The sequence below is a fragment of the Kluyvera sp. 1366 genome, from assembly GCF_054823405.1.
In genome coordinates this window covers 42,325-68,646 of sequence record NZ_JBTRDW010000004.1, presented here as the reverse complement: position 1 = coordinate 68,646, position 26,322 = coordinate 42,325, and the positions used below count along the sequence as shown (strand labels likewise).

The 26,322-nt window shown below is 56.8% G+C and carries 25 protein-coding genes; 12 read left to right on the top strand and 13 right to left on the bottom strand.

Annotated features, from left to right (window positions below):
* Positions 1–131 precede the first annotated feature (131 nt).
* The 3 genes from ACVLVH_RS09600 to hutH all read right to left on the bottom strand — a co-directional run bounded on the left by ACVLVH_RS09600 (position 132) and on the right by hutH (position 4,816).
* The gene (locus ACVLVH_RS09600) at positions 132–1,289 is read right to left on the bottom strand and encodes a M20 aminoacylase family protein (RefSeq protein ID WP_309835394.1); all 1,158 of its coding nucleotides are present in this window, start codon (positions 1,287–1,289) and stop codon (positions 132–134) included.
* A 277-nt stretch (positions 1,290–1,566) separates the two neighbouring features.
* Positions 1,567–3,252, bottom strand: coding sequence for a urocanate hydratase (gene hutU, locus ACVLVH_RS09595; RefSeq protein WP_192413984.1), 1,686 nt, complete (start codon positions 3,250–3,252; stop codon positions 1,567–1,569).
* 10 nt (positions 3,253–3,262) lie between these two features.
* Entirely contained in the window at positions 3,263–4,816 is a 1,554-nt protein-coding gene (hutH, locus tag ACVLVH_RS09590) for a histidine ammonia-lyase (RefSeq protein WP_309835390.1), read from the bottom strand.
* Positions 4,817–5,135: 319 nt separating this feature from the next.
* On the opposite strand from hutH, the gene hutC reads away from it, so the two are divergent.
* Positions 5,136–5,891 (top strand): histidine utilization transcriptional repressor HutC, encoded by a 756-nt coding sequence (gene hutC / locus ACVLVH_RS09585; RefSeq protein WP_312463831.1) that lies wholly within the window; start codon positions 5,136–5,138, stop codon positions 5,889–5,891.
* Here hutC and ACVLVH_RS09580 read toward each other — a convergent pair.
* Together ACVLVH_RS09580 and ACVLVH_RS09575 are read right to left on the bottom strand one after the other, a co-directional pair.
* Positions 5,875–6,414, bottom strand: a complete 540-nt coding sequence (locus ACVLVH_RS09580; RefSeq protein ID WP_312463830.1) for a HutD/Ves family protein — start codon at positions 6,412–6,414, stop codon at positions 5,875–5,877. The genes hutC and ACVLVH_RS09580 overlap by 17 nt on opposite strands.
* Positions 6,411–7,766 (bottom strand): formimidoylglutamate deiminase, encoded by a 1,356-nt coding sequence (locus ACVLVH_RS09575; protein WP_312463829.1) that lies wholly within the window; start codon positions 7,764–7,766, stop codon positions 6,411–6,413. Before ACVLVH_RS09575 ends, ACVLVH_RS09580 begins: the two co-directional genes overlap by 4 nt.
* Positions 7,767–7,851: 85 nt before the next feature.
* Here ACVLVH_RS09575 and hutI point away from each other — a divergent pair, with 85 nt between their 5' ends.
* From hutI to ACVLVH_RS09540, 7 genes are all read left to right on the top strand, one after another.
* The gene (gene hutI / locus ACVLVH_RS09570; protein WP_192413938.1) at positions 7,852–9,069 is read left to right on the top strand and encodes an imidazolonepropionase; all 1,218 of its coding nucleotides are present in this window, start codon (positions 7,852–7,854) and stop codon (positions 9,067–9,069) included.
* Positions 9,066–9,857, top strand: coding sequence for an N-formylglutamate deformylase (gene hutG / locus ACVLVH_RS09565; protein ID WP_312463828.1), 792 nt, complete (start codon positions 9,066–9,068; stop codon positions 9,855–9,857). The genes hutI and hutG overlap by 4 nt, the downstream gene beginning before the upstream one ends.
* Before the next feature lie 392 nt (positions 9,858–10,249).
* Positions 10,250–11,101 (top strand): transporter substrate-binding domain-containing protein, encoded by an 852-nt coding sequence (locus tag ACVLVH_RS09560; RefSeq protein WP_192236565.1) that lies wholly within the window; start codon positions 10,250–10,252, stop codon positions 11,099–11,101.
* A 12-nt stretch (positions 11,102–11,113) separates the two neighbouring features.
* A complete protein-coding gene (locus tag ACVLVH_RS09555; protein WP_101761023.1) occupies positions 11,114–11,833 on the top strand; it encodes an ABC transporter permease in 720 nt (239 codons plus the stop codon).
* An 11-nt stretch (positions 11,834–11,844) separates the two neighbouring features.
* A complete protein-coding gene (locus ACVLVH_RS09550) occupies positions 11,845–12,573 on the top strand; it encodes an ABC transporter permease (RefSeq protein WP_280172622.1) in 729 nt (242 codons plus the stop codon).
* 1 nt (position 12,574) lies between these two features.
* Positions 12,575–13,369, top strand: coding sequence for an ABC transporter ATP-binding protein (locus ACVLVH_RS09545; RefSeq protein ID WP_192236563.1), 795 nt, complete (start codon positions 12,575–12,577; stop codon positions 13,367–13,369).
* Positions 13,366–14,847, top strand: a complete 1,482-nt coding sequence (locus ACVLVH_RS09540) for an HAL/PAL/TAL family ammonia-lyase (RefSeq protein ID WP_110865806.1) — start codon at positions 13,366–13,368, stop codon at positions 14,845–14,847. The genes ACVLVH_RS09545 and ACVLVH_RS09540 overlap by 4 nt, the downstream gene beginning before the upstream one ends.
* A gap of 33 nt (positions 14,848–14,880) precedes the next feature.
* On the opposite strand, the gene ACVLVH_RS09535 is transcribed toward ACVLVH_RS09540, so the two are convergent.
* Positions 14,881–15,510: a flavin reductase family protein gene (locus ACVLVH_RS09535; RefSeq protein ID WP_192236561.1), complete on the bottom strand. Its 630-nt coding sequence runs from the start codon at positions 15,508–15,510 to the stop codon at positions 14,881–14,883.
* Positions 15,511–15,637: 127 nt separating this feature from the next.
* Between ACVLVH_RS09535 and rlmF the strand changes: the two genes are divergently transcribed.
* A complete protein-coding gene (rlmF, locus tag ACVLVH_RS09530; protein ID WP_309835374.1) occupies positions 15,638–16,564 on the top strand; it encodes a 23S rRNA (adenine(1618)-N(6))-methyltransferase RlmF in 927 nt (308 codons plus the stop codon).
* A 2-nt stretch (positions 16,565–16,566) separates the two neighbouring features.
* Here the strand turns inward: rlmF and ybiO are convergent, their stop codons facing one another.
* From ybiO to rhtA, 6 genes are all read right to left on the bottom strand, one after another.
* The gene (gene ybiO, locus ACVLVH_RS09525; protein WP_280172624.1) at positions 16,567–18,843 is read right to left on the bottom strand and encodes a mechanosensitive channel protein; all 2,277 of its coding nucleotides are present in this window, start codon (positions 18,841–18,843) and stop codon (positions 16,567–16,569) included.
* Positions 18,844–19,028: 185 nt separating this feature from the next.
* Entirely contained in the window at positions 19,029–19,751 is a 723-nt protein-coding gene (glnQ, locus tag ACVLVH_RS09520) for a glutamine ABC transporter ATP-binding protein GlnQ (RefSeq protein ID WP_498949288.1), read from the bottom strand.
* Entirely contained in the window at positions 19,748–20,407 is a 660-nt protein-coding gene (glnP, locus tag ACVLVH_RS09515; protein WP_007887744.1) for a glutamine ABC transporter permease GlnP, read from the bottom strand. Before glnP ends, glnQ begins: the two co-directional genes overlap by 4 nt.
* An 85-nt stretch (positions 20,408–20,492) precedes the next feature.
* Entirely contained in the window at positions 20,493–21,239 is a 747-nt protein-coding gene (gene glnH, locus ACVLVH_RS09510) for a glutamine ABC transporter substrate-binding protein GlnH (protein ID WP_036647919.1), read from the bottom strand.
* Positions 21,240–21,561: 322 nt separating this feature from the next.
* Positions 21,562–22,065: a DNA starvation/stationary phase protection protein Dps gene (gene dps / locus ACVLVH_RS09505; protein WP_036620516.1), complete on the bottom strand. Its 504-nt coding sequence runs from the start codon at positions 22,063–22,065 to the stop codon at positions 21,562–21,564.
* A gap of 297 nt (positions 22,066–22,362) precedes the next feature.
* The gene (rhtA, locus tag ACVLVH_RS09500; protein ID WP_280172625.1) at positions 22,363–23,271 is read right to left on the bottom strand and encodes a threonine/homoserine exporter RhtA; all 909 of its coding nucleotides are present in this window, start codon (positions 23,269–23,271) and stop codon (positions 22,363–22,365) included.
* A gap of 379 nt (positions 23,272–23,650) precedes the next feature.
* Here rhtA and ompX point away from each other — a divergent pair, with 379 nt between their 5' ends.
* A complete protein-coding gene (gene ompX, locus ACVLVH_RS09495) occupies positions 23,651–24,163 on the top strand; it encodes an outer membrane protein OmpX (RefSeq protein WP_101761014.1) in 513 nt (170 codons plus the stop codon).
* A gap of 141 nt (positions 24,164–24,304) precedes the next feature.
* On the opposite strand, the gene ACVLVH_RS09490 is transcribed toward ompX, so the two are convergent.
* A complete protein-coding gene (locus ACVLVH_RS09490; protein ID WP_312463826.1) occupies positions 24,305–24,499 on the bottom strand; it encodes a hypothetical protein in 195 nt (64 codons plus the stop codon).
* A 201-nt stretch (positions 24,500–24,700) separates the two neighbouring features.
* Here ACVLVH_RS09490 and mntR point away from each other — a divergent pair, with 201 nt between their 5' ends.
* A complete protein-coding gene (gene mntR / locus ACVLVH_RS09485; protein WP_101761012.1) occupies positions 24,701–25,159 on the top strand; it encodes a manganese-binding transcriptional regulator MntR in 459 nt (152 codons plus the stop codon).
* Positions 25,160–25,179: 20 nt separating this feature from the next.
* Positions 25,180–26,289 (top strand): SLC13 family permease, encoded by a 1,110-nt coding sequence (locus ACVLVH_RS09480; RefSeq protein WP_192413927.1) that lies wholly within the window; start codon positions 25,180–25,182, stop codon positions 26,287–26,289.
* The last annotated feature ends 33 nt before the right edge of the window (positions 26,290–26,322 follow it).

Genomic DNA, 26,322 nt, shown 5'->3' with positions numbered 1-26,322 from the left:
ACAGCGCACACAAGCTGTAGCGGCGCGATTAATCGCGCTGTTCAATGGCGGCAATGTCGCCATCCCGCGATTGCGCAATAAATTGCGCCGCGACGGCACGAGCAAGCATCCGCCATTGCTGGCGACCGCCCTTACGCTTTCGCCAGCACGCGCTCTACCAACTGCTGCCAGAAGGTAATACCAATCGGCAGCAGCTCATCATTAAAGTCGTAATTGGCGTTATGCAGCGGTGCGGACGGCGTTGCGCCATCGGCACCCAGCCAGAAATAGGCACCGGGGCAGGCTTGCAGCATGCAGGCAAAATCTTCCGAAGCCATTGAAGGGTTCACCTGCCAGTGAACCTGCGCCTCGCCAAGCACATCAACCGCCACCGCACGCACCTGTTCGGCTTGATTTGCATGGTTGGCGGTGACCGGATAACCGGGATACCAGTGAATCTCGCCGCTGACGCCAAACGGGCGCGGCAACGTCGTGACAAAATCCTCAATCAGACCGCGCACGCGATTGCGCACGTCGGTCTGCAAACATCGCACCGTGCCGCGCAACACAATCTGTTCAGGAATGACGTTAATCGCTTCGCCGCCGTGAATCTGCGTCACGCTCACCACCGCCGAAGCCAGTGGCGACAGACGACGCGACGGAATGGTTTGCAGCGCCAGAATCAGTTCGGCGGCGACCACCATTGGATCGGCTCCGCTTTCCGGCATCGCCGCATGGCAGCTTTTACCGTGCAGCGTAATTTCGAACGAGTCGAGTGACGCCATCATCGCATCCGGATTCACCGCCAGCGTGCCCACCGGCATGCCCGGCCAGTTGTGCATGGCGTAAACCGCATCCATCGGGAAGCGCTGGAACAGGCCTTCTTCCACCATTTTGCGCGCGCCACCCAGATTCTCTTCGGCGGGCTGGAAGATGAAGTGAATGGTGCCGCTGAAGTTACGCGTAGCCGCCAGCTGACAAGCCGCCGCCAGCAGAATAGAAGTGTGACCATCATGGCCGCAGGCGTGCATGACGCCGGCTGTTTGCGACTTCCACTGCGGCGCGCCTTTTTCGGTGATCGGCAGCGCATCCATATCGGCGCGCAAACCAATAACCGGTCCGGGACCGTTCTCTAATGTGCCGATTACGCCGGTGCCCGCTAAGCCACGAAACACCTGTAATCCGGCCTCGGTGAGGACCTGTGCGACGAGCTCGCTGGTCTGCTGCTCCTGGTAACCCAGCTCAGGATGTTGGTGTAACTGACGACGCCAGTTGAGGGCGTTTTCCAGCAGTGCAGCAGGCAGGCTCATAAGGTAAGGCTCTCCATTAGCAGCGTGAGCTGCAAAATAATGTATTTACTGTAGTGGCAAGCGTATGGCGGCGTCTATCGCGGAACGGAATAATTTGGCTATAGGGTATAGCGGAATGGAATATAGCAAACGGGCTTGTAAGTTCCTTCCCCCGCTTGCGGGAGAAGGCTGGGATCAGGGGAATGCTGCACAATGTTGAAAGGTGCGCGCTGTCCCTCACCCTAACCCTCTCCCGCAGGCGGGAGAGGGGACTGATTGGAGAACGCTAATTGAAACGTTATTTCTGCATCGGCAGGTTGAGACCGTGCTCCTGCGCGCAGCTTTGCGCTAATTCGTAACCTGCATCCGCGTGACGCATCACGCCGGTGGCCGGATCGTTCCACAGCACGCGGCCCAGACGCGCATCGGCTTCTTTGCTGCCGTCACACACAATCACCACGCCGGAGTGCTGTGAAAAGCCCATGCCGACGCCGCCGCCATGATGCAGACTCACCCAGGTCGCGCCGCCTGCAGTGTTCAGCAGGGCATTGAGCAGCGGCCAATCGGATACCGCATCCGAGCCGTCTTTCATCGCTTCGGTTTCACGGTTCGGTGACGCCACGGAACCGCAATCCAGATGGTCGCGACCGATGACGATCGGCGCTTTCAGCTCGCCGTTACGCACCATTTCGTTGAACGCCAGCGCCGCTTTGTGGCGCTCGCCGAGACCCAGCCAGCAGATACGCGCCGGTAAGCCCTGGAAGGCGATACGCTCCTGCGCCATGTCGAGCCAGCGGTGCAGATTCTGGTGATCCGGGAACAGCTCTTTCAGCTTGGCATCGGTTTTGTAGATATCTTCCGCATCACCTGACAGCGCCACCCAACGGAAAGGGCCTTTGCCTTCGCAGAACAGCGGGCGAATATAGGCCGGCACAAAACCCGGGAAATCGAAGGCGTTTTTCACGCCCTCATCCAGCGCCACCTGACGGATGTTATTGCCGTAATCCACGGTCGGGACGCCCATGTGATGGAAATCCAGCATCGCCTGCACATGTACCGCCATTGAGGCGCGCGCGGCTTTCTCCACCGCTTTCGGGTTGCTGACACGCTCGGCTTCCCAGCGCGCCAGATCCCAGCCGACCGGCAGATAACCGTTAATCGGATCGTGTGCTGAGGTCTGATCGGTGACGATGTCCGGCTTCATGCCGCCCGCTTTGGCACGTTTCACCAGCTCCGGCACGATTTCAGCGGCGTTGCCCAGCAGACCAACAGAAATGGCACGTTTCTCTTTGTTGGCCTGATCAATCAGCGCCAGTGCTTCGTCCAGCGTATAGGCTTTGTGGTCGACGTAGCGGGTGCGGATACGGAAATCGATACGTGATTCCTGGCACTCAATCGCCAGCACGCTGGCACCGGCCAACACACCCGCCAGCGGTTGTGCGCCGCCCATGCCGCCCAAACCGGCGGTGAGGATCCAGCGGCCGCTGAGATTGCTGTCGTAATGCTGACGACCCGCTTCAGCGAAGGTTTCGAAGGTACCTTGCACGATGCCCTGCGCACCGATGTAGATCCACGAACCGGCGGTCATCTGGCCGTACATCATCAGGCCTTTTTGATCCAGTTCGTGGAAGTGATCCCAATTGGCCCAATGCGGCACCAGATTCGAGTTAGCCAGCAGCACGCGCGGCGCATCGGCATGCGTACGGAACACGCCCACCGGTTTACCGGACTGGATGAGCAGCGTCTCTTCCGGCTGCAGGGCGCGCAGCGAACGCAGGATCTGCTCAAAGCACTCCCAGTTACGCGCGGCTTTACCGATGCCGCCGTACACCACCAGATCTTCCGGGCGTTCTGCCACGTCAGGATCGAGGTTGTTCTGGATCATGCGGTAAGCCGCTTCAATCAACCAGTTGGCGCAGTGCAATTCATTACCGCGCGGCGCACGGATTTCACGGGCTACAGCCTGAGTCAAAGTTTCGCTCATCATCGATTCCTTAATTAACAGTCTTACGCTGGCTTGGAAGCAGCGCGGTAAGAGATTCAGGCCATGCAGGAGCGCTGGCCCACAGACGCATGGATTCGATATCCGGCGCCAGTAAACGGTCGTGATCGAGGAAGGCCACCTTCTCGCGAATGCGGCTCATCTCTTGCTCCAGCGTCGGCGAACTCTGCAGCGGACGATGGAAATCAATGCCTTGTGCCGCAGCCATCGCCTCAATGCCGACCACAGCGGCGGTGTTGAAGCACATGCTGCCGAGGCGGCGGGCCGCGTAGGTCGCCATCGAGACGTGATCTTCCTGGTTAGCGGAGGTTGGCAGGCTGTCAACGCTGCCCGGATGCGCCAGCGATTTGTTCTCAGACGCCAGCGCTGCAGCAGTGACCTGCGCAATCATAAAGCCGGAGTTAACGCCGCCATCATTGACGAGGAACGGCGGTAAACCGGAAAGGCCGGTATCCAGCAGCAGCGCCAGACGACGCTCGGAGATCGCGCCGATTTCGGCAATCGCCAGCGCCAGAATATCAGCGGCGAAGGCCACCGGCTCGGCGTGGAAGTTACCGCCGGAAATCACATCGCCACTGTCGCTGAACACCAGTGGATTATCGGAGGCGGCGTTGGCTTCAATCTGCAACACGCGCGCGGCGTGCGACAGGTTATCGAGGCAGGCGCCCATCACCTGTGGCACGCAGCGAATCGAGTAGGGATCCTGCACGCGGCCGCAGTGGGTGTGTGAGCCGAGGATTTCACTGCCAGCTAATAAAGAGGAGACGGCAGCGGCAACGTTGATCTGTCCCACCTGGCCGCGCGCTTCGTGGATCCGCGCATCGTAAGGTTTCACCGAGCCTTTAATCGCTTCCAGCGACAGTGCGCCGGCCATCAGGCCCGCCGCGAACAGGTTTTCCGCTTCGAACAACCCGCGCAGCGCCAGCGCATTCGAAACCTGCGTGCCGTTGAGCAGCGCCAGACCTTCTTTGGGGCCCAGCACAATCGGCTGCAGGCCAACGCGCGCTAAGCCTTCGGTCGCGGGGATTAACTCGCCATCGACGCGTACCTGACCTTCGCCCAGCAGCATCAGGGAAAGATGTGCCAGCGGGGCCAGATCGCCTGACGCGCCCACCGAACCTTTCTCCGGGATGCACGGCATTACACCGGCGTTGAACAGCGCCAGCAGCGCTTCAATCAGTTCGATACGCACGCCAGAGTGACCGCGCGCCAGGCTGATAATTTTGGTGGCGACCACCAGACGCGCCACGTTGTCCGGCAGCAAATCGCCGAGGCCAACGCTGTGCGACAGCACCAGATTGCGCTGCAGCTCGGCCAGCCGCGCTGAAGGGATCTGCGTCTGCGCCAGCTTGCCGAAACCGGTGTTGATGCCATACACCACTTTGCCGGATGCGACGATGGCATCGACGGTTTCATGGGCACGCGCAATCGCTGCTCGCGCTTCATCGGCCAACGTGAGCGTTACCTTGCTTTGATAGATGGTGCGCAAGGTAGCGAGGTCCACTTCACCGGGAACGAGGCGAATTTCCTGAACCGAACCTGACATAGTCTACTCCTGTCTATACAAGTGATCTGGCATGAATGGGACGCCGATATTTTGCGATGTGGCTGTCCGATTTGCCGTGGATTGCGATGAGTGAAGCATAAGTGTCTAATCTTGTCTATACAAGTAGCAAGCGCTATGCCAGATTGTTCTTGTTCTGTGAAATACGACGCAATGCGCGTTATGCAGTGTAAACGCAGCGGGATTGCACCGGAGCAGGGCGAAAGCTGCACCAATACTGGGCGCCTTGCACAATTAGATGTATATACATTTACGGGCTGAGACAGTAAACTTTGGGCATTATTCTTTATAGGAACAGGAAATGGCGGAGCAAACAGTAGTAGCACAGCTGGCTGCGGCGATGGGCGATGAGCCTGCGCCGATTTACCAGCGGGTGAAGCAGGCGATCGTCAGCCAAATCCGCGAAGGTCACTGGAAAGCCAACCAGCGCGTGCCGTCTGAAAGTGAACTGGTGAACGAGCTGGGCGTCAGTCGTATGACCATTAACCGCGCGCTGCGTGAACTCACCAGCGAGGGTTTTCTGGTGCGCATGCAGGGCGTGGGCACCTTTGTCGCGGAGATGAAGGGCTACACCGCGATGCTGGAAGTGCACAACATCGCAGATGAGATCGCGCAGCGTGGCCATCGTCACAGCTGCAAGATTTTGTCGATTGGGCAGATGAAGGCCGATCCGGAACAGGCGGCGGTGCTGGGGTTATCCACCGGGCAAACGCTGTTCCATTCGCTGATTGTGCATTACGAAAACGATCTGCCGGTACAGCTGGAGGATCGCTTGGTCAATCCGCTGGTGGCGCCGGATTATCTCAGCCAGGATTATCATCAGCTGACGCCGTACACCTATTTGATGCGCGTTGCGCCGCTGACCGCCGGTGAGCATATTGTGGAAGCGGTGCTGCCGGATCTGCGTCAGCGTAAGCATCTGGCGCTGGATGAACATGAGCCGTGCCTGCTGATTCGTCGTCAGACGTGGAGCGACAACAAGATTGTGACCTACGCGCGCCTGTTGTATCCGGGATCGCGCTATAAGTTGCTGGGGCGCTTTAGAGGACATGGTTAAGCGTGACAAATAATAGTCTGGCATCCGACGTTTGTGGTGCCAGCTGTAGCTTTTCATCCATCCACCATATCCCCTGATCCACCGCCAGCGTTTCTTCAGCATCAGTTTGCCATGTGCCCGCCAATACCCACGCCACGCCGTTTTCACTGCTGACCGTTTCCTGGGCGATGCTTATCGCAGAACGCCAGCTGTCGCGCCGCGTCATGATATTGAAATCCTGACAGCTGCCAGAAATTTTAGCTTCAATCGCCCATTCACCGGGAAACGCCCACGGCTGCAGCGGGGTTAAGCGCTGCTGAGCCTGTTCACTCTCAAGTAAAACGCTGTCGCCGTGAAGTAAGGTAATCACGCGGTCGATGCCTGGGAAGGGCGAAAACGGCCCGTCGGCGGAGATGGTGGCGATGCTGGCGCGCCAGGCAAACTGCGCGTCGCCCGGCGGATAGCTGACGATTTCTCGTGTTTCACCGCCGCCGTTGCGCCAGCGGCTTACCGGAAGCTGGTCGTAGGCAAAACGGGTGCTCATTGTAATGCCCTCATCGCCCCGGCAAAGTTCGCTGCTGCACGCTCTTCTGCCGCATGATGGCCTTCGCTGATCACCTGCTTGCCCGCCACGAACACGTCGCGGATCTGTTCGCGCTGGCCGCCAAACAGCCAGCGGTTCAACAGCGCTGTGCTGCTAACGCTGCTGAGGAACGCGTCTTCAGCCAGCACCAGCCAGTCAGCACGTTTGCCTATCGCCAGTTCACCTGCCGGCAAACCACACGCCTGCGCGCCGCCCTGTGCGGCTTGTTGCCACAGCAGATCGCCTACGGAAGGTTGATTGGGCAAGGTGATGCGGTTGCGACGACGATCGCGCAGTCGCTGGCCGTACTCCAGCCAGCGCAGCTCTTCCAATGCGCTAAGCGACACGTGGCTGTCGGAGCCAATGCCCCAGCGGCCGCCGCGCGCGATGTACTCCACCGCTGGGAAAATGCCGTCGCCGAGGTTGGCTTCCGTGGTCGGACACAATCCCGCCACCGCGCCGCTTGCCGCCATGCGCTGAATTTCGTCGTCATCAAGATGAGTGGCGTGAATCAAGCACCAGCGCTGATCGACCGCGAAGCGATTGAGCAGCCACGCCACCGGACGCTCACCGCTCCACGCCAGGCTGTCGTTAACCTCTTTCTCCTGCTCGGCGACGTGAATGTGCACCGGCACATCCTGCGGGCAGGCGGCTAATACTTCGTGCATCTGCGCTTCATTTACCGCGCGCAGCGAATGGAAGCAGATGCCATGATTAAGCAGCGGCTTATCCGCGCTCCAGCTCGCCACGCGCTGCTGCTGTTGCAGATAGGCGTCGGTTTGCTGAATGAAACGGCGCTGGCCATCGCTGGCCGGCTGCGAACCAAAACCGCTGTAGCTGTAGAGCACCGGCAGCAAGGTTTGGCCGATGCCGGCGGTCTCCGCTGCCGCCATCAGTGCCAGCTGCATGGCATCATCGGCGTAGGGTTTGCCGTGCGCATCGTGGTGCAAATAGTGGAATTCCGCCACCTGGCTGTAGCCGCCTTTCAGCATGTCGATGTAGAGATGCGTGGCGATAGCGCCAACCTGCTCGGGCGACAGGCGCTGCACCATGCGATACATCAAATCGCGCCATGTCCAGAAGCTGTCCTGCGGATCGCCCGCCACTTCAGCCAATCCCGCCATCGCGCGCTGGAAGGCGTGTGAATGCAGATTCGCTATCCCCGGAATCACCGGTCCGGCAAGACGCGTGGCATCGCCGGGCTCGCTGTTGGGCGCGAGTTGGGTGATCTGTCCGGCTGCGTTGGTGGTAATCAGCACGCGCTCATGCCAGCCGTCGGCCAGCAGTGCGCGTGGGGCAAAATAGGTTGTCATGGTTGATCCTGCATGGCGGAAAGTTGTATATACATATACATACTTTGAAGCGCAGTGTAAATCGCCGAACGCGAAGGGGAGTGGGATGGCAGAAACAGAGCAGATCGACAGCCTGTGGCTGGGGGCCGACATCGTTACGATGCGTGACGGGCACTACAATCTGATTGCCGACGGTGCGCTGGCGGTCGATCAGGGAAAACTGATTTGGGTGGGGCCACGCAGTGAATGCCCGGCTTTTGCCGCGCGTGAACAGCACCAATTTTCCGGCGGCATCATCACGCCCGGTTTGGTGGATTGCCATACGCATCTGGTGTTTGGCGGCGATCGCAGCCAGGAGTTTGAGCAGCGCCTTAATGGTGTGAGCTATGCAGAAATCGCTGCACAGGGCGGCGGCATTCTCTCCACGGTGCGCGCCACCCGCGCGGCCTCGCAGCAAGAGCTGGTGGCAAGTGCGCGCTGGCGGCTGGATCGTCTGCTGGCGGAAGGCGTCACCACGGTAGAGATCAAATCCGGTTACGGTCTCGATGAAGCCAGCGAACTGACCATGCTGCGCGCCATTCGTGAGTTGGCGGAAACGGTGCCTGCCGATGTGCAGGCCACTTGCTTAGCCGCGCACGGTTTCCCGCCGGAGTTTAAAGACAATCCGCAAGGCTGGATCGATATCATCTGCCAGCGCCTGTTACCGCAGGTGAAAGCAGAAGGGTTGGCGGATGCGGTGGATGCGTTTTGCGAGCATTTGGCCTTTTCTCCTGAGCAAGTTCGCACGGTCTTTGATGCCGCCAAAGCATTGGGCATGCCGGTGAAACTCCACGCCGAGCAGCTTTCGGCGCTGGGCGGCGCGGCGCTGGCGGCCAGTTACGGTGCGCTCTCCGCCGATCATCTGGAGTACGCCACCGCAGCGGATGCGCAAGCGATGGCGCAGCACGGCACCGTGGCGGTGTTGCTGCCGGGCGCGTTTTATCTGTTGCGTGAAACCCAGCGTCCGCCGGTTGCACTGTTCCGTGAACACGGCGTACCGATGGCGCTGGCCAGCGATGCCAATCCGGGCACCTCACCGGCGCTTTCGCTGCGACTGATGTTGAACATGGGCTGCACGCTGTTTGGTTTGACGCCGGAAGAGGCGTTAGCGGGCGTGACCTTGTGGGGCGCCAAAGCGCTGGGATTACAGCACTCGCACGGTTCGCTGGAAGCGGGCAAGGTGGCGAATTTTGTTCACTGGCCGCTGGCGCGTCCGGCTGAGCTGGTTTACTGGCTGGGCGGCGAATTGCCGTGCCAGGTTATTTATCGTGGAGAAGCGCAATGACACCTTTTCATTTCACCGCCGGTAAGATTCCGCTGCTGGTCAGCATTCCTCACGCCGGCACGCAGTTAACGCCGGAAGTGGACGCCGGCCTGAGCGACGCAGCGCGCGGCCTGCCGGATACCGATTGGCACTTGCCGCTGCTGTACGATTTTGTGCGCGATCTCGGCGCCAGCGTGTTAATTGGTCACTATTCACGTTTTGTCATTGACCTTAATCGCCCGGCGGATAATCAGCCGCTCTACACCACGGCGACCACCGGCTTGTATCCGGAAACTTTGTTCGACGGCAGCCCCACCTTTGCACCGGGTAAAACGCCGAGCGCCGAGGTACGCCAGGGTTATCTGGACACGATTTGGCAGCCTTATCATCAACAGCTGCAGCAGGAGCTGGCACGCCTGAAAGCTGAACATGGTTACGCGCTGCTGTTTGATGCGCACTCGATCGCCTCGGTGATCCCGCGGCTGTTTGAGGGGCGTTTACCGGATCTCAACATCGGTACCAATGATGGCGCCAGCTGTTCAACGGCGGTGATCAACGCGATCAAACAGGTGTGTAATGCGCAAAACGATTACAGCTGGATCGCGAACGGACGCTTTAAAGGCGGCTATATTACCCGCGCCTACGGCCAGCCGGATCAAGGCGTGCAGGCGGTGCAGCTGGAGCTGGCGCAGCTCAATTATATGGATGAAACTCCGCCGTTTGCCTGGCAGCAGGATCGCGCAGCGCAGCTGCAGAAGGTGCTGATACCGCTGATGCAGGCGTTTTTAGACGCCGGTAAACCTAAGTAAATCCCCGCACCTATTCGTAGCGGCGCAATTTATTGCACGTTATTCAGATTGGCAATGTGGTCGCCATTCATACGCGCGATTAATCGCGCCGCTACGATTCATGTTCCTGCACCACCACAATGCACACCTTGCCTCCTCGCGGTGCAATATTACGTCCATCGCGTGACCATCTCCCTGAATTTGCGGCTTTGCCGATTTGGCATAGTGCTTGCTAGGTTGTATGTACAAGTAAAGACCGCGCAGCGATTATGAATTTTTATACTGGCTGGCTCACAAAAAGCTTATGCCGACAATGATCTGCCGCACGCTAACTTGTATATACATGAAAGGTCATCTGCAAATATTGCACAAGCAGAGACTGCCAAATTCGATTAATAGCCAGGAGAAGCCGCATGACGCACCGCGCCCCGATTCGCCGTTTTTGCCTCACGACCCTGTTTGCCAGCCTGATGATCAGCGGCATTGCCGTCCAGGCGAAAGAGTGGAAATCGATCACCATCGCTACCGAAGGCAGCTATGAACCCTGGAACCTGACGCTGCCGGGCGGCAAGTTGGGCGGCTTTGAACCGGAACTGATGGAAGACCTGTGCAAGCGCATGGGCATTCAGTGCAAGCTGGTGGTGCAGAACTGGGACGGCATGATCGCCGGCCTCAACGCCGGAAAATATGACGTGATCATGGATGCGATTGTCATCACGCCAGAGCGCAAAAAAGTGGTTAACTTCACCACGCCATACGCTTCAACGCCCGCCACCTTTATTACCACTAAAGACAATCCGCTGCTGCCGGCCGATCACAACATCATCAAGCTGCATGACGACGAGAAAGCGATCAACGCGGCAATTGCCCCACTGAAAGCGGCGCTGAAGGGCAAAACCATTGGTATCGCCTCCGGCACGGTTTACACGCCCTTTATCGACAAGTACTTCAAAGGCGATACCGAGGTACGCGAATACACCTCTTCGGCGGATGCGATGCTCGATCTGCAATCCGGTCGTATCGATGCGGTGTTCGATGACGTGACCTTTGCGCAATCGATGCTGGCGCGCAAAGAGAACAACAATCTGGTCTTCAGCGGCCCACAGCTCGGCGGTCCAATTTGGGGCGAGGGCGAAGCAATGGGCGTGCGCATGGCGGATAACGATCTGAAAGCCAGGCTGGATGAGGCGATCCATGCCGCGCTGGCTGACGGCACGGTGAAAAAGCTCAGTGAGAAGTGGTTTAAAACTGACGTAACTCCGTAAGTGAGGTGAAAGATGATGAGCCTGCTGAGTTTTGGTGCTGATGGTTGGGGCCGCCTGATCCTGAGCGCCGCCTGTACCACGCTGCTGCTGTCGCTGGTGGCGCTGATGATTGGTGCGGTGGTCGGTTCCGGTGTGGCGGCCGCCAAATTATCGCCTCAGCGCTGGCTGCGCTGGTTGGGTGAAGGCTATTCGGTGGTGTTTCGCGGCATCCCGGAACTGCTGGTGATCTACCTGTTCTATTTTGGTGGATCCGGCCTGATTACGCTGGTTGGGCAGATGTTCGGCGCAGATGGCTTTATCGAAGCGCCGCCGTTCCTGATTGGGGCGCTGGCCATCGGGCTCATCTCGGGTTCGTATCAGGGTGAAGTGTATCGCGCGGCGCGTCTGGCGCTGGCCAAAGGCGAAGTGGAAGCGGCGGTGGCGATTGGCATGCCGCGCTGGCGCATCGCGCAACGCATTCTGCTGCCGCAGGTGGTGCGTTACGCGCTGCCGGGCATGTCGAACGTGTGGCAGATGAGCCTGAAAGACTCGGCGCTGGTGTCGGTCACCGGCATCGTCGAGCTGATGCGCGCCAGCCAGGTTGCGGCGGGATCCACGCGCGATTACTTCACGTTTTATCTGGTTGGCGCTGCCTGTTATCTGGTGCTGACGCTGGTGTCTAATCATGCGTTTCGTCGGGCAGAGTCGCGCCTTGGTCGCGCGTGGCAAAGTCGCACTGCGGCGCAGCATTAAGGAGCAGCAGCATGATCGACTTCGCTTTTCTCTCGTATACCTTCCTCAAACTGAGCGCCGCGCTGCCGGTGACGCTTGGCCTGTTTATCAGCGCCTTTCTCTGCGGCGGCATATTGGCGATTGGCATTTTGTCATTGCGCATGAGCCGCTGGCGGGTGCTGAGCGGCTTCGCACGCGGCTACATTCTGGTGTTTCGCGGCTCGCCGCTGATGATTCAGCTGTTTCTCATCTATTACGGTCTTGGCCAGTTTGGCGTCATCCGCCACAGCTTCGTCTGGCCGTTCCTGCGCGAGCCATTTATCTGCGCGGTACTGGCGCTGTCACTCTGTACGGCAGCTTACACCGCTGAGATTTTGCGTGGAGCGCTGCTCGCCGTGCCGGCTGGACAAGTGGAAGCCGGTCTCGCCTGCGGCATGTCACGCTGGCTGCTGCTGCGCCGCATTATCGCGCCGATCATGCTGCGCTATGCGCTGCCGGCGTATTCCACCGAAGCGATTTTGCTGGTGAAGTCCACCGCACTCGCCAGCCTCGTCACCGTGTGGGACGTGACTGGCGTGGCGCAGCAGATCATTCAGCGTACCTATCGCACCATGGAGGTGTTTGTCTGTGCGGCGGCGATCTACCTGATCCTCAACTTTATTATCGTCCAGCTATACGCGCTGTTAGAGCGCCGTCTGACCCCGGCGCATCGTGTCGCAAAAAAGCCGATGCCCGCCGTTAAACCGCTTGCCGGAGAGTAATATGCATTCCACATCACCCGTTACCTTATCCGCCACTGATATCCATAAATCCTTTGGCGCGATGGAAGTTCTGAAAGGCATTTCGCTACAGGCGCATCAAGGCGATGTCATCTCGATTCTTGGTGCCAGCGGCTCGGGCAAAAGTACCTTGCTGCGCTGCATCAACCTGCTGGAAACGCCGGATGCTGGCGTGGTGAGTGTCGGCGGCGAAACCATTGAGATGAAACGCCATGCGCGCGGCCATCAGCTGGCGGCCAATCCGAAACAGATTGAGCGTTTGCGTTCACGCCTTGGCATGGTGTTCCAGAGCTTTAATCTTTGGTCGCACATGACGGTGCTGCAAAACGTCATTGAAGGGCCGCACTATGTGCTGAAGCGCGACAAGAAAAGCTGCATCGCCCAGGCAGAGCAATTGCTGGATCGCGTTGGCTTACTCAATCGCAAAGATTTCTACCCGGCGCAGCTCTCGGGCGGCCAGCAGCAGCGCGTGGCGATTGCCCGCGCGCTGGCGATGGATCCGGAAGTGATGCTGTTTGATGAACCGACTTCGGCGCTCGATCCAGAACTGGTGGGCGAAGTGCTGAAAGTGATGCGCAGCCTGGCGGAAGAGGGGCGCACCATGCTGGTGGTGACGCACGAAATGGGCTTTGCGCGCAACGTCTCCAACCGCGTGGTGTTTATGCATCAGGGCACCATTGATTGTCAGGGCGCGCCGGAAGAGATGTTTGGCGAGCAGGGATCGCAGCGCTTTAAGCAGTTTATCTCCAGCCATCACGGCGCGGAGCAGCCAGCATGACCATCGTATGGGGCGACAGCTCATTAACCTGGCAAGAGCTGGTGCAGGTGGCGCGGCACAACGCGGAACTCAGTTTGAGCGTCAGCGCCTGGCAGCGCATTGCGCAGGGGCGCGCGATTGTCGATGAGATTGTCGCCAGCGGCCAGATAGCTTACGGCATCAATACCGGCCTCGGCGCGCTGTGCAACATCACGCTGCCGGAAGATCAGCTCAGCCAGCTGTCGCGCAATACGCTGCTGAGTCACGCCTGTGGCGTGGGTCCGCTGCTGACGCGTGAGCAGGCGCGCGCCATTCTGTGCGCGGCGATTGCCAATTACAGCCACGGCAAATCGGGCGTGTCGGTGGCGCTGGTGCAGCATCTGCTGGCGCTGCTCAATCAGCAGATAACGCCGCAGGTGCCGTCGCAGGGTTCAGTCGGCTACCTCAGCCATATGGCGCATATCGGTCTGGCGCTGATTGGTGTCGGCGACGTGGAGTATCAAAACCAGATCATGCCCGCGGCGCAGGCGTTAACGCTGGCGGGATTACAGCCTTATCGTCCGGGGGCCAAAGAGGGTTTGAGCCTGGTCAACGGCACGCCGTGCATGACCGGCTTGTCCTGCCTGGCGCTGGATGATGCGGCGCGTTTGCTGGATTGGGCCGATGTCACCGGTGCGATGAGTTTTGAGGCGCTGCGTGGACAGCGGGTGGCCTTTGATGCCGAAGTGATCGCGCTGAAAGCCAGTCCGGGCATGCAGCTGAGCGGTCAGCGCTTACGCGCATTGCTGAGTGATAGCCCGCTGCTGGCGACCAGCGTTGGCATTCGCACTCAGGATGCGCTCAGCTTGCGATCCATGCCGCAGGTACATGGCGCCAGCCGCGATCAGTTCGATCACGCGGCGCGCCAGATTGAAACCGAACTCAATGCCTGCACCGATAATCCGCTGGTGCTCGGCACGGCGGATAACTGGCGCGTAGTGTCGCAGGCTAACCCGCACGGCGAATCGGTGGCGATGGCGGCGGATCTGCTGGCGATTGCCATGGCGGAAATCGGCAGCATCGCCGAGCGGCGGCTTGATCGTTTGGTTAATCCGCTGGTGAGCGGCTTGCCGGCGTTTCTGGTGGCGCAGCCGGGCGTTAACTCCGGCATGATGATTGCGCAGTATGTGGCGGCGTCACTCTGTGCGGAGAATCGCCAGCTGGCGCAGCCGGCGGTGCTGGATAACTATGTGACCTCGGGTTTGCAGGAGGATCATCTCAGCCTCGGCACCGGCGCGGCGCTGAAGCTGCTGAAGCTGGTGGGCAACGTGTGGCAGATTCTGGCGATCGAGTATCTGCTGGCGGCGCAGGCGCTGGATTTCCACGGCGAAGAGCAGCTGGCGCAGGGAACGGCGCAGGCATTGCGACGCCTGCGCGCGGTGGTTGCCAACTGGCAGGAAGACCGCTGGCTGGCACCGGAGATCGCGCGGGCGGTAGAGGTGTTGAAGAGCGGTTTGTAACATGGTCGCCATTTACGGCGACCTGACCAAGGATCAGCGGCGAGCGTCCGGGCGCACCAAATCGAAACGCAGTTCTTCGCTGATGCCGTAATAGGCCGACGGGCCTCCGGCACGCAGGATCGGCTGTGCTTTGGCCGTTTGATAAATACCCTCTTCCAGCAGGGCTTCATCAATATGAATGGCGACCGCTTCGCCCAGCACCAGCCAGCTATCAATCGGCTGGCCCTGGGCATCCTGCAACTGAATCAACTGCGTCAACTTACACTCAAAATTCACCGGGCTTTCCGCCACCATGCTGACATTGACGTGTGACGCTGCAAGCGGCGTTAATCCCGCCAGCGCAAACTCATCCTGTTCTGACGGCACCGATGCGGAGCTCTCATTCATCGCCTCGGCCAGCGGACGCGTGGCCAGATTCCAGACAAACTCTTTGGTCTCTAAAATATTTTGTACGCTGTCTTTCCAGCCGCTGCTGGCAAAACCAATAATCGGCGGATGATAGTTAAAGCAGTTAAAGAAGCTATAGGGCGCTAAATTGCGTACGCCGCGGGCGCTTTGCGAGCTGACCCAGCCGATTGGTCGAGGGCCGACGATGGCGTTCAACGGATCGTGCGGCAAACCGTGTCCCGCGCGGGGCTGATAAGAGTAACGCTGACGAGTCATAACCATCCTTATAAGAGAACCTGAGTGTGGTGCACTAATCTCATCTAATACGGTGAATTCGATTAAGCGCATTGTGCGATGCCGCTAGCCAGAGTATCTTACGCCCGCGCTATTTTCCGGAGAAACTATGAACAAGCCAGCCGCCACGTCACCTTTCCATCCGCGTAACCGCCACCAGGGCCGTTATGATTTTGCTGCTCTGACCGCAGCCCATCCGCCGCTGGCGGTGAAAGTGCGTCCCAACGGCTACGGCGAGTTGTCGGTGGATTTCGCCGATCCTGAAGCGGTGATGCTGCTGAATCAGGCGCTGCTGAAGCTGTTCTATAACCTCAACTGGCAGCTACCTGCAGGTTATCTGACGCCGCCGGTGCCGGGCCGTGCCGATTACGTGCATGCGCTGGCCGATCTGCTGGCGAGCGACAACGGTGGCGTGGTTCCACGCGATCTGGATGTAATGGACATCGGCTGCGGCGCGAACTGCATCTATCCGCTGATTGGCAACGCCGAATACGGCTGGCGCTTCACCGGCACCGATATCACCGCCGAAGCGATTACCGTGGCCGGGCAGATTGTGGCGAGTAATCCGGGCTTGCAGCGCGGCGTGCGTCTGCGTCGGCAAAAAGAGGCCTCGGCGATTTTCGCCGGCGTGGTGCATAAGAATGAACGCTATCATGCGGTGCTGTGCAATCCGCCTTTCCATTCATCTGCGGAAGAGGCGGCCAGCGTGGGACAGCGCAAAACGCGCAACCTTGGCTTAGGCAAAAATGCGCCGCTTAATTTTGGTGGCCATCACAACGAATTGTGGTGTGACGGCGGCGAGCGCAAGTTTGTTGGTCAAATGATCGCTGAAAGCGTGACGCACTCAGACGCCATTATTTGGTTCACCTCGCTGGTCTCGCGCAAAGAGAATTTACCGGCGCTGCGCGACCAACTGCGCGATCTCGATGCTTATGAAGTGCGCATCATCGAAATGGCGCAAGGGCAGAAGCAGAGCCGCTTTATTGCCTGGACGTTCCAGCCGCCGGTGACGCGCGCCAAACGGCTGAAACGCTAACCTCATTGCGCCGGCGGCAACGCCGGTAAGCTGGCAGCGGAGGGAATATCGCTGCCGGTTTGCATCACTGCTACCGTTTGATGCGGCGCTTTAATGCCGGCCGCATCAAAATGCTTCTTCACCTTATCATCCAGCGCAAAACGTACCGTCCACTGCTTCAGCGGCTGGGTGGTGAATGACACGCGCACGGTAAAGGATTGGTTGGTTAATCCCACTAATCCGGCAAAACTCGGCTCGCCAATCACCATGCCGCGAATCTCCGGGTTCTCCAGCAGCTCTTTCACCGCGCCCTGCAGCGTTTGGTTAACGCGTTCGGTATCTTCACTGCGATCCACATCATAGTTCGCCACGAACGAGCCGATGCCACGCACAAAGTTGGCGAAGGTGGTGATCGATGACCACGGAATAATGTGATACGCGCCGGTATCCTGGCGCACGCCCACTGAGCGAATTGACATGCGCTCTACGGTGCCGGTGATCGGGCCAATCGTGACTAGATCACCGGTGTTCATGCCGTTCTCAAACTGGATAAAGATGCCGGTGATGATGTCCTTCACCAGCGTTTGCGAACCGAACGACACCGCCAGACCGAGCGCACCGGCACCGGCCAGCAGCGGCGCAATATTGACGCCCACTTCCGACAGTAAAATCATAATGGTGATGGTGCTTATTACGACCGCCAGCGCGTTACGAAACAGCGTCAGCAGCGTGCGGGTGCGTGCGCTCGGCATGGGGCGGCCATGCGAATCCGAGGCGAGGCGACTTTCGATCAGGCTTGCCAGCAGCGTCCAGCCGACTGCCGACAGCAGCACAATGATCACGATACGAATCAGCACATCCACCATTTTTTGGCCGGCGCCAATAGTGAGCCAGTGCCAGAGATCAAACAGATTCCATGCGTTGAGCAGCAGCAACAGCGTGGCAAACACCGTGACCACGCGCGCCAGTTTCAGCAGCGCTTTCACCCAATCGTTAACGCGCTTTTGCAGCTCGGGATAGTTGCGGCGCATGTCGGGCGACAGCGTGACGGTTTTGCCAATCCAGCGCGTCAGCATGCCGGAAATCAGCGCAGCGATAACCACGATCGCCAGGCTGCGCACCGTGGCGGACATCATAAACTTCAGGCTGTCGCCGGGATTGAAGATCGAGAACAGGAACAGCGCGATAAAGTAGGCGCTGGCCAGCCAGTGCCACACCATGCCAAAGGCGCGGATGAACAGCGCAAAGAAGCTCAAGCTGCGATCGGCAAGACGCGACAGTTCATGATGGATGTTGCTTTTGTTGCGGAAAATCAGCCACAGCGCCCAGCCGGTCATGATCCCCATAATCAGCATGTTGACCAGCGCCGCCACCTGAATATTCACCTGATTGGAGACAATCGGCACCACCACCAGTAAACCGTAACCGATGATGCCGCTTAGCCAGCTCAGACGCGTGTTCCAGTAGCTGGCGCGCGCATCGGTTAAGTGGAAGAAGCGCAGCGTAGGGAAACGCGGGCAGAATATCAGCCGCAGCACCGCTTTAAAGAACTCAATCAGCGCGAAGGCGTTAAGGAAAAGGCCTTGCTGATAGGCGATGGTGCGGTTGTTGTTGTGATAGTTGTCGCTGATGATCTGACCGACAAACAGCGTCAGCGCTAGCAGCACAATATCGAGCACAAAGGCCATCAAGATAGTGGCGGGCAAGTGCAGCCACTTGGTGCGCTCAAGGTTTTGATCGCGTCCCCAGCGGCCCATGCGGCGCCACACCGGCCACATCAGGCGGCGTGTCAGCCAGTAAAATGCAAACACCGCGGCGGAGAGCGCAGCGAAGTATTTCAGCGCGTTGAAGAAGGTTTGCTGGTTAAAGGATTTGTGTGGCGCATTGGTGATGTTGTCATGCAGTTGCACAAACTGCGCGGCCACCGCGCCGCCATATTCACGCGTTACGCTGGTGACGCTCTCCAGTACCGTGAGATCGTCCTGATTGGCCTGCGGCGGCGCCAGCACCGGTTGGTCGCTGGTGGATTGGCTGTTGGCAGCCTGACGTAACTGATCGATCAGTTCCTGGCGCGAGGCGTTGTTATCCAGAATATTCGCCAGCGCGGCATAGGCTGCTTTTTTCTCGTCTAAGCTGGGTTCGTCTTCGGCTTTATTATCCGCTGCCGGGGTTTGCGACTGCTGTGCTGCGACGGCCGCCTGCGGCAGATTAACGGCTTGCGCCGGGGGAATGAGAAACAGAGTGAAAAAACTGAAGAGTAACCACACGGCTGAACGCCATGGTGGGCTGGCAGACGACATCGCTTTTCTCCTTTAGCTTCGCGCAGCGGCACAAGAGAGAAGTATAGTCAGTGATGGAAGGTGAAGATTTTGAAAAGGAAAATTGAATCGTGGTACCTGCCGTAGTGGCGCGATAAATCGCGCCGCTACAAATGCTGCATGTAAAAAACCGCCGCCGAAAATGGGCGACGGTTTAATGGCAGAGCTTAGGATACGTGCTGCAGGAACTCGCGCAGACGGTCGCTCGGCGGGTTGGTGATCAGATCGTCCGGGTTACCATCTTCTGCGATGGTGCCTTTATCGATAAAGATCAGACGCGAAGCCACTTTTTGGGCGAAACCGACTTCGTGCGTCACGATGACCATCGTCATGCCTTCTTCCGCCAGATCCTGCATCACTTTCAGTACTTCGTGACGCAGCTCGGGATCCAGCGCTGAGGTTGGCTCATCAAACAGCATAATCTTCGGCTTCACCGCCAGCGCACGCGCAATCGCCACGCGCTGTTGCTGACCACCGGAAAGCTCAGACGGGAAGTGGTGTGCACGCTCGGCGAGGCCCACTTTACCCAACAGCTCACGCGCCAGCTTATGCGCTTCCTCTTTCTTCGTACCACGCACGCGAATCGGACCAAAGGCGACGTTATCCAGCGCGCTCATCTGTGGGAACAGATGAAACTGCTGGAACACCATGCCCGCTTCCTGACGAATCAGTCGCTCATCCACTTTCGGATCATTGACCTTCATGCCATCGACAACCAACTCGCCGGTGGTGATCTCTTCCAGCTTGTTGATGCAGCGCAGCAGCGTGGATTTACCGGAACCGGAAGGTCCGATAATCACCACCACTTCGCCTTGATTAATCTTCAGGTTGATGTTGTGCAGAACCTGAGTCTGGCCGAAATTCTTCGAGACGTTTTTAAATTCAATCACAGAATTTTCATCCTTTTCTCAATACGGCGCAGCACAAAGCTCAACACCAACGTAATAACCAAATAGATAATGGCAACGGCGCTCCAGATCTCCAGCGCGCGGAAGTTACCGGCAATGATCTCCTGACCCTGACGCGTCAGTTCGGCCACGCCAATCACGATAAACAGCGACGTATCTTTGATGCTGACAATCCACTGATTACCCAGCGGTGGCAGCATACGGCGCAGGGCCAGCGGCATGATCACATAACGCAGGGTCTCGCGGCGCGACAGACCCAGCGCCAGACCCGCTTCACGGAAGCCTTTATTAATCGACAGTACCGCACCGCGCGTGATTTCCGCGATATAAGCGCCGGAGTTGATCATGATGGTGACCACCGCCGCGCTGAACGGATCGATACGCAGATCCGGGAAAGCCATCGGCAGGGCGAAGTAGATAAACATCACCTGAACCACGATTGGCGTGCCGCGAATCAGTTCGATGAAGACTAAGGCGATGTTGTTGGTGATCCAGCCGCCGTAGGCGCGGGCAAAACCGGCAACTAAACCGATAATTAAACCGCCGACCAGGCCGAGGACCGAGATCAGCAGGGTCATTTTGGCGCCTTCGATTAAAATCGGCAGGGCAGGCCAAATGACGCTCCAGTCAAACTCCATGGTGTGACTCCAAAATCTGTTGCGTGGAAATGTAAAAAGCAGGGAGTGTCAGGCTCCCTGCTGGAAAAATCGGCTCAGGCCGCAATTATTTTGGTTCAGTACCGAACCATTTTTTATAGATGGTGTTGTAAGTGCCGTTGTCGCGCAGAGTTTTCAGGGCGCCGTTCACTTTTTCACGCAGGTCGTCGCTGCCTTTCGGGAACGCGATGCCATACTGCTGCGCTTCAATTGACTCGCCTACCGCTTTGAAGCGGCCTTTACCGGCGGTGTTGATGAAGTACAGGATGTTCGGCGTATCGTGCAGCACGGCGTCAGCACGGTTAGTGCCTAACTCCATGTACGCGTTGTCGATGTTAGGGAACTGGCGCAGATCTTTCGATTTGATGTGCGCTTTGGCGTAATCCACCGAACCGGTGCCGCTCTTCACCGCCACCACTTTGCCGTTCAGATCGTCAATGCTCTTAACGTCTTTTTCATTCTCGCGCACCATCACCAGCAGGCCGCTTTTGTAGTAGCCGTCAGAGAACTCGATGGCTTTTTTACGTTCTTCGGTGATGGTGATACCCGCCAGCGCCAGGTCAATGTTTTTGGTTTGCAGCGCAGGAATGATGCCGCTGAAATCCATTGGCTTGAAGGCGTAATCGAGTTTCAGTTCTTTCGCGATGGCATCCCACAGATCGATGTCAAAACCGACGTATTTATCGCCTTGTTTGAACTCAAAGGGAACAAATGCGGTGTCGGTTGCGACGATCAGTTTTTTGTCTGCTGCGGTGGAGGAAAGCGAGAAGGCCAGCGCCAGCGCGGCCACGGAGACTTTAATCAATGACTTCATCATTTTTTTCCTTATTACCCCTCAGGCCTGGTGGCCCGATGTACGGCCTATCATATGAAAAAATTATGCCAACTTTTCATTTTGCTCGAAATCAGTAGTTTTAAGCACTTGCTGACACGATTTTGCGCAGAGGAAAAGTTTTGCACCTTATTGGTGCTTCATTTTGGTGCGTGGTGCTGTTGTGGTGCAGGCACAGTGTGCACCAAGGGCGGGGAGAGCGAAAGAAGGGATTAAGGAAATGTTAACAACGTCAAAAAAAGCACCACAATGTTACAGACGTAAAAAAAGGCGGGATAACCCGCCTTCGTTATAACACTGAAATTTATTCAATATTCGATTCGATAAACCACAGGAATTTATCCAGATCGCGCGATGCCGCAGTGAAGATATCAGCGGTATCTTCATCGCTGACTTCAGTGATAGCTTTACGCGTATCGTTCGCCACAATCGCATAGCGATCGGCCAGCGCTTTCAGGTGATCCTGCACGCTATGAATGTTCAACGGATAGCTTTTCAGTGGTGTTTTATCGTTAACGATCTGAGTGGTACCCAGCGCCACGCCGCCTAACTGAACTACACGTTCAGCGATAGTGTCCTGGTGATCGGTAATGGCGGTACGGAAACCATCCAGCATCTCATGTACGCCAATAAAGTTGGCGCCACGCATGTTCCAGTGCGCCTGCTTGGTGATCAGCGACAGGTCAATAAACTCCACTACCAGACGGTTGAGCACCTCGATGGTCGCTTTTTTATCGCTGTCAGCGACGTCATTACGGGTGTAAATCAGATCAGACGATTTAGTTTTAACCAGTTTTGCGGTACTCATCATTAATGTCCTCTTATTGATGGTTGTCCTAATCAAGCACGGAAATAAGTATAGCAGCAGTTTTTTAACTTGCAGGGTTGATTAAATCAATGACAGGAATAGATAAACCTTAATATTGCTCAGGGATTGTGCATCTTGATGATTATTTCAGTTAAAACAGATGCTTGTGAGGCATGTTAATTATTTATTAAACGTGTTGCAAAATAATAACGGAAAAATCTTAATACCGCGTTAAAAATGATAATGAGAATGCTTCTATATTTAGCCTGCCGCGCAGCAGGCTGAATTATTGAATATTTATTGCGGATGCGTAATGTCGACTTCGCTTATTTTTGCGCTTTTTTGTTTCATGGTGAGCGTTGAACCAGCCGAGGCGATGATGATCGCTAGCAGCGCAATCCACTGCTTCAGCGTCAATAGCTCGCCCAGGAATAATATGCCTGATAACGCCGCCATCGCCGGTTCCAGACTCATTAAGGTACCAAAAATGCGTGCCGGCAGTCGTGTCAGCGCCATCATCTCTAAAGAATAGGGAATGGCGCTGGAGAGCAGGGCGATCAGCAGTGCCAGCGGCAATACTTCCCAATGCCAGATGCCCGGCGCGGCAAAGGTCAGGCCGAGCGGCACAAAAATCACCGAGGCAATTAGCGAACCCATCGCCACCGTCGCCGGACCATGCTCCGCGCCGGCACGCTGTCCTGCAAGGATGTACACCGCCCAGCAGGCACCCGCGCCTACCGCCAGCAACGCACCGAGCGGATCGATATGACTCATCCCTTCACCGATGGGCAACAGGAACCACAAACCCGCCACCGCCAGCAACACCCAAAGAAAATCAAGCGGACGACGCGCGCCGATCAACGCCAAAGTCAGCGGACCCAAAAACTCCAATCCGACGGCAACGCCCAGCGGCACGGTGCGAATCGCTAAATAGAAGAGATAGTTCATGCAGCCCAGCGCTAAGCCGTACATCAGCAGCGGTTTGCGCTGCTCGCGCGTGAAGCGCAAACGCCAGGGTTTAAAGATAATGCAGAGAATCAGGGTGCCAAGACCAAGACGCAGCGCGGTAATGCCGGTGGCGCCAACGGTGGAAAACATCGATTTTGCCAGTGAAGCGCCGCCCTGTAGCGAGAGCATGGCAATCAGCAGCACAGCAATAGGGAACAACACCGGGGCCATATTTTTGGTCGTCAGAGGGGCAGACATCCTGTAATCCATTCCTTTTATTTATTAACAGCAGAGTAACAAGCGCTCAGTGTAATGGAATCTCAGGCAAATAAGGAGACGCGAATCGGGGAAATAAAACGCGCTGACAGGTCAGAATTTGGCCATTTTTAGTGCCATTTCCGTAAAGAAACGTCAGGTTAGTTTAGGAATTTACTTAAAGGCATTTTTTGTGATCGAAATTTATGCTGCAGGAATATGATGCTTTTTATAAGTAAAATGAATGACATAGGAAACTTCATTAACTTTCTGTTACACCAAACAATCTGTTAGACAACAAAATGCGGGCAGAGTTTCTTGCTGTTTTTTGTTATATTTAAAGCGTTGTCAGGAGAGAAGTATATTCACATTTGAGGTGGTTATGAAAAAAATTGCATGTCTTTCAGCATTGGCTTGTGTACTTGCAGTTTCTGCAGGTTCTGCCATGGCACAAAGCACCGTTACCGGTGGTTACGCTCAGAGCGATTATCAAGGCGTTGCTAACAAAGCAAACGGCTTCAACCTGAAATATCGTTACGAAGACGGTACTAACCCACTGGGTTGGATCGGTTCTTTCACCTATACCGAAAAAGATCGTACTGATGCTGGCGCTTATAACAAAGCTCAGTACTACGGCATCACCGGTGGTCCTGCTTACCGTCTGAACGACTGGGCGAGCATCTACGGTGTTGTTGGTGTGGGTTACGGTAAATACCAGCAGAACGACAATTCAGTACGTTCTAAGTCTGATTCAAGCGACTACGGTTTCTCTTACGGTGCGGGCATGCAGTTCAACCCAATCGAAAACATCGCTGTTGACGTGGGTTACGAGCAGAGCCGTATCCGCAACGTTGACGTTGGCACCTGGATTGCTGGCGTAGGTTACAGCTTCTAAGTTCTTGCTTAGACCAGTTGCACAATAAACGGTCCTTCGGGACCGTTTTTTTATGGGCGCGATTAACGATTTACCTGCCGCCAGAAACACAAAGCCCGCTACATGAGCGGGCTTTATTGGAATTTGTATGCGTCGGGAACATTAGCCGCGCCAGATCAGTTTTGGGCACGGACGTTCAACCAGCTGTTTGCCGGTGAGCTTTTCAATCAGCATCAAGCGCAGCGCAAACGGCGAGCGGGTCAACAGGCACAGCAGCGATTTCAGCTCAAAAGCCGATTTGCTTTGTTCAGCCTGGAAACATTTGCCACAGTCGAGGCAGTTTTTCATGGTAGTCATGTTCACCTCCCGAGTGAATGACGACATTTCTTTGTAGCCTTTATAAGCTATTCGCTTACATTATCAACAAAGATAGCACTGGCTATACTCTTTAGCCAACACTATTTAGGAAAAATTTGTGCTTATTTGTGCCTGGTTTACAATGGGCGCAGCCAGCCCGCACCGCAGGTAAAGTGCGGCAGATAATAAAGAGGAAGTTAGATGAGTCGTCGTGCAAAAATCGCCACCAACATGCCCCAGGGCCCGCTAAAAGAGATAGAGGAGCATGTCGAAGGATTTCGTCAGGTGCGCGAGGCGCATCGTCGTGAGCTGATCGATGACTACGTTGAATTAATCTCTGATTTGATTCGTGAATTTGGCGAAGCGCGTCAGGTGGATATGGCTGCACGTTTGGGGGTTTCCCAGCCGACAGTGGCGAAAATGTTAAAGCGTCTTGGCACCACCGGTTTGGTTGAGCAAGTGCCGTATCGCGGTGTATTCCTCACCGCCGAAGGCGAGAAGCTGGCTGAAGCGAGCCGCGTCCGCCATCATATTGTTGAAACTTTCCTGTTGGCGCTGGGCGTTAGCCCGGAAACCGCGCGCCGTGATTCAGAAGGCCTGGAGCATCACGTTAGTGATGAAACTTTGGCCGTGTTCCAGAAATTCTACGAGAATCGCTAACTACAAGGCCTTCCGCCATCATGCCCAATCTGCTTCGTTCTTTTATGCGCGATCGTATTTTGCATTTGTTGTTGCTGTTGGGTGTGATCATGTTGCCGCTGGCGAATTTCCGCTGGTCGCAACTGCCTTCCGCTGTGGACTGGCATACCATCATGACGCTCACCGGCTTACTGATGCTGACCAAAGGGCTGGAAAACAGCGGCTATTTTGATGTGCTCGGCGCACGTCTGATTCAGCGTTTCCAGCATGAACGCGCATTGGCGTTATTCATGGTGTGCGCCGCCGCGTTACTCTCAACTTTTCTCACCAACGATGTTGCGCTGTTTATTCTGGTGCCGCTCACGCTGACGCTGCGTAAATTCTCGCGGCTGCCCATTTCGCGCCTGATCATTTTCGAAGCGTTGGCAGTGAACGCGGGTTCCTTACTGACGCCGGTTGGTAACCCGCAAAACATTCTGCTGTGGAGTCACGGCACGCTTAGCGTGCCCGGTTTCATTGCGCAGATGGCGCCGCTGGCGGCATTTTTACTGCTTTCGCTGATGGCGTTAACCTGGTGGAGTTTCCCGGCGCGTGCGATCCAAAAGCATGAGCAGAGTGAAACTCAGGCGTGGCGCAAACCGTTGTTCACGATTAGCGTGCTGCTGTATATCGTATTTATCGTCGCGCTCGAGCTGAAAATGACCGGCTGGGCGCTGCTGCTGGTGGCGGCCTGTTTCCTGGTCATGGCGCGCAGCGTGTTGATCAGCATCGACTGGAGTTTGCTGCTGGTGTTCGTAGCGATGTTTATCGATGTCTTCCTGTTGATGCATTTGTCCTGGCTGCTGCCGCACTTTGCCGCTATCGGTCAGCTAGGCGAGGGCGGAATCTATTTGCTGGCGATTGGCTTGTCGCAATTCATTAGTAACGTTCCCGCCACCATTCTGCTTTTGCAGAAAGTGCCACCGTCGGAGGTGCTGGCGTGGGCAGTGAATATCGGCGGATTTGGCTTATTGCCGGGTTCGCTCGCCAACCTGATTGCCTTGCGGATGGCGCAGGACGCGCGCGTTTGGTGGCGTTTCCACTTGTTTTCTATCCCGATGCTGGCCTGGTCGATGTTAGGCGGATGGCTGCTGTTACACCTCATGCGTTAGCACCGTGCCAATGTCGGCTTATGTAAAGTTGCA

Excerpts from the sequence above, each read along its gene's own strand:
- ACVLVH_RS09580 (WP_312463830.1), bottom strand. The coding sequence starts at position 6,414 with ATGAGCACCCGTTTTGCCTACGACCAGCTTCCGGTAAGCCGCTGGCGC.
- ompX (WP_101761014.1), top strand. The coding sequence starts at position 23,651 with ATGAAAAAAATTGCATGTCTTTCAGCATTGGCTTGTGTACTTGCAGTT.
- ACVLVH_RS09555 (WP_101761023.1), top strand. The coding sequence starts at position 11,114 with ATGATGAGCCTGCTGAGTTTTGGTGCTGATGGTTGGGGCCGCCTGATC.
- ACVLVH_RS09540 (WP_110865806.1), top strand. The coding sequence starts at position 13,366 with ATGACCATCGTATGGGGCGACAGCTCATTAACCTGGCAAGAGCTGGTG.
- mntR (WP_101761012.1), top strand. The coding sequence starts at position 24,701 with ATGAGTCGTCGTGCAAAAATCGCCACCAACATGCCCCAGGGCCCGCTA.
- ACVLVH_RS09550 (WP_280172622.1), top strand. The coding sequence starts at position 11,845 with ATGATCGACTTCGCTTTTCTCTCGTATACCTTCCTCAAACTGAGCGCC.
- rhtA (WP_280172625.1), bottom strand. The coding sequence starts at position 23,271 with ATGTCTGCCCCTCTGACGACCAAAAATATGGCCCCGGTGTTGTTCCCT.
- ACVLVH_RS09545 (WP_192236563.1), top strand. The coding sequence starts at position 12,575 with ATGCATTCCACATCACCCGTTACCTTATCCGCCACTGATATCCATAAA.
- ACVLVH_RS09560 (WP_192236565.1), top strand. The coding sequence starts at position 10,250 with ATGACGCACCGCGCCCCGATTCGCCGTTTTTGCCTCACGACCCTGTTT.
- hutI (WP_192413938.1), top strand. The coding sequence starts at position 7,852 with ATGGCAGAAACAGAGCAGATCGACAGCCTGTGGCTGGGGGCCGACATC.
- glnP (WP_007887744.1), bottom strand. The coding sequence starts at position 20,407 with ATGGAGTTTGACTGGAGCGTCATTTGGCCTGCCCTGCCGATTTTAATC.
- hutH (WP_309835390.1), bottom strand. The coding sequence starts at position 4,816 with ATGTCAGGTTCGGTTCAGGAAATTCGCCTCGTTCCCGGTGAAGTGGAC.
- rlmF (WP_309835374.1), top strand. The coding sequence starts at position 15,638 with ATGAACAAGCCAGCCGCCACGTCACCTTTCCATCCGCGTAACCGCCAC.
- dps (WP_036620516.1), bottom strand. The coding sequence starts at position 22,065 with ATGAGTACCGCAAAACTGGTTAAAACTAAATCGTCTGATCTGATTTAC.
- ACVLVH_RS09535 (WP_192236561.1), bottom strand. The coding sequence starts at position 15,510 with ATGACTCGTCAGCGTTACTCTTATCAGCCCCGCGCGGGACACGGTTTG.
- ACVLVH_RS09600 (WP_309835394.1), bottom strand. The coding sequence starts at position 1,289 with ATGAGCCTGCCTGCTGCACTGCTGGAAAACGCCCTCAACTGGCGTCGT.
- ybiO (WP_280172624.1), bottom strand. The coding sequence starts at position 18,843 with ATGTCGTCTGCCAGCCCACCATGGCGTTCAGCCGTGTGGTTACTCTTC.
- ACVLVH_RS09490 (WP_312463826.1), bottom strand. The coding sequence starts at position 24,499 with ATGACTACCATGAAAAACTGCCTCGACTGTGGCAAATGTTTCCAGGCT.
- hutG (WP_312463828.1), top strand. The coding sequence starts at position 9,066 with ATGACACCTTTTCATTTCACCGCCGGTAAGATTCCGCTGCTGGTCAGC.
- ACVLVH_RS09575 (WP_312463829.1), bottom strand. The coding sequence starts at position 7,766 with ATGACAACCTATTTTGCCCCACGCGCACTGCTGGCCGACGGCTGGCAT.
- hutC (WP_312463831.1), top strand. The coding sequence starts at position 5,136 with ATGGCGGAGCAAACAGTAGTAGCACAGCTGGCTGCGGCGATGGGCGAT.
- glnH (WP_036647919.1), bottom strand. The coding sequence starts at position 21,239 with ATGAAGTCATTGATTAAAGTCTCCGTGGCCGCGCTGGCGCTGGCCTTC.
- hutU (WP_192413984.1), bottom strand. The coding sequence starts at position 3,252 with ATGAGCGAAACTTTGACTCAGGCTGTAGCCCGTGAAATCCGTGCGCCG.
- ACVLVH_RS09480 (WP_192413927.1), top strand. The coding sequence starts at position 25,180 with ATGCCCAATCTGCTTCGTTCTTTTATGCGCGATCGTATTTTGCATTTG.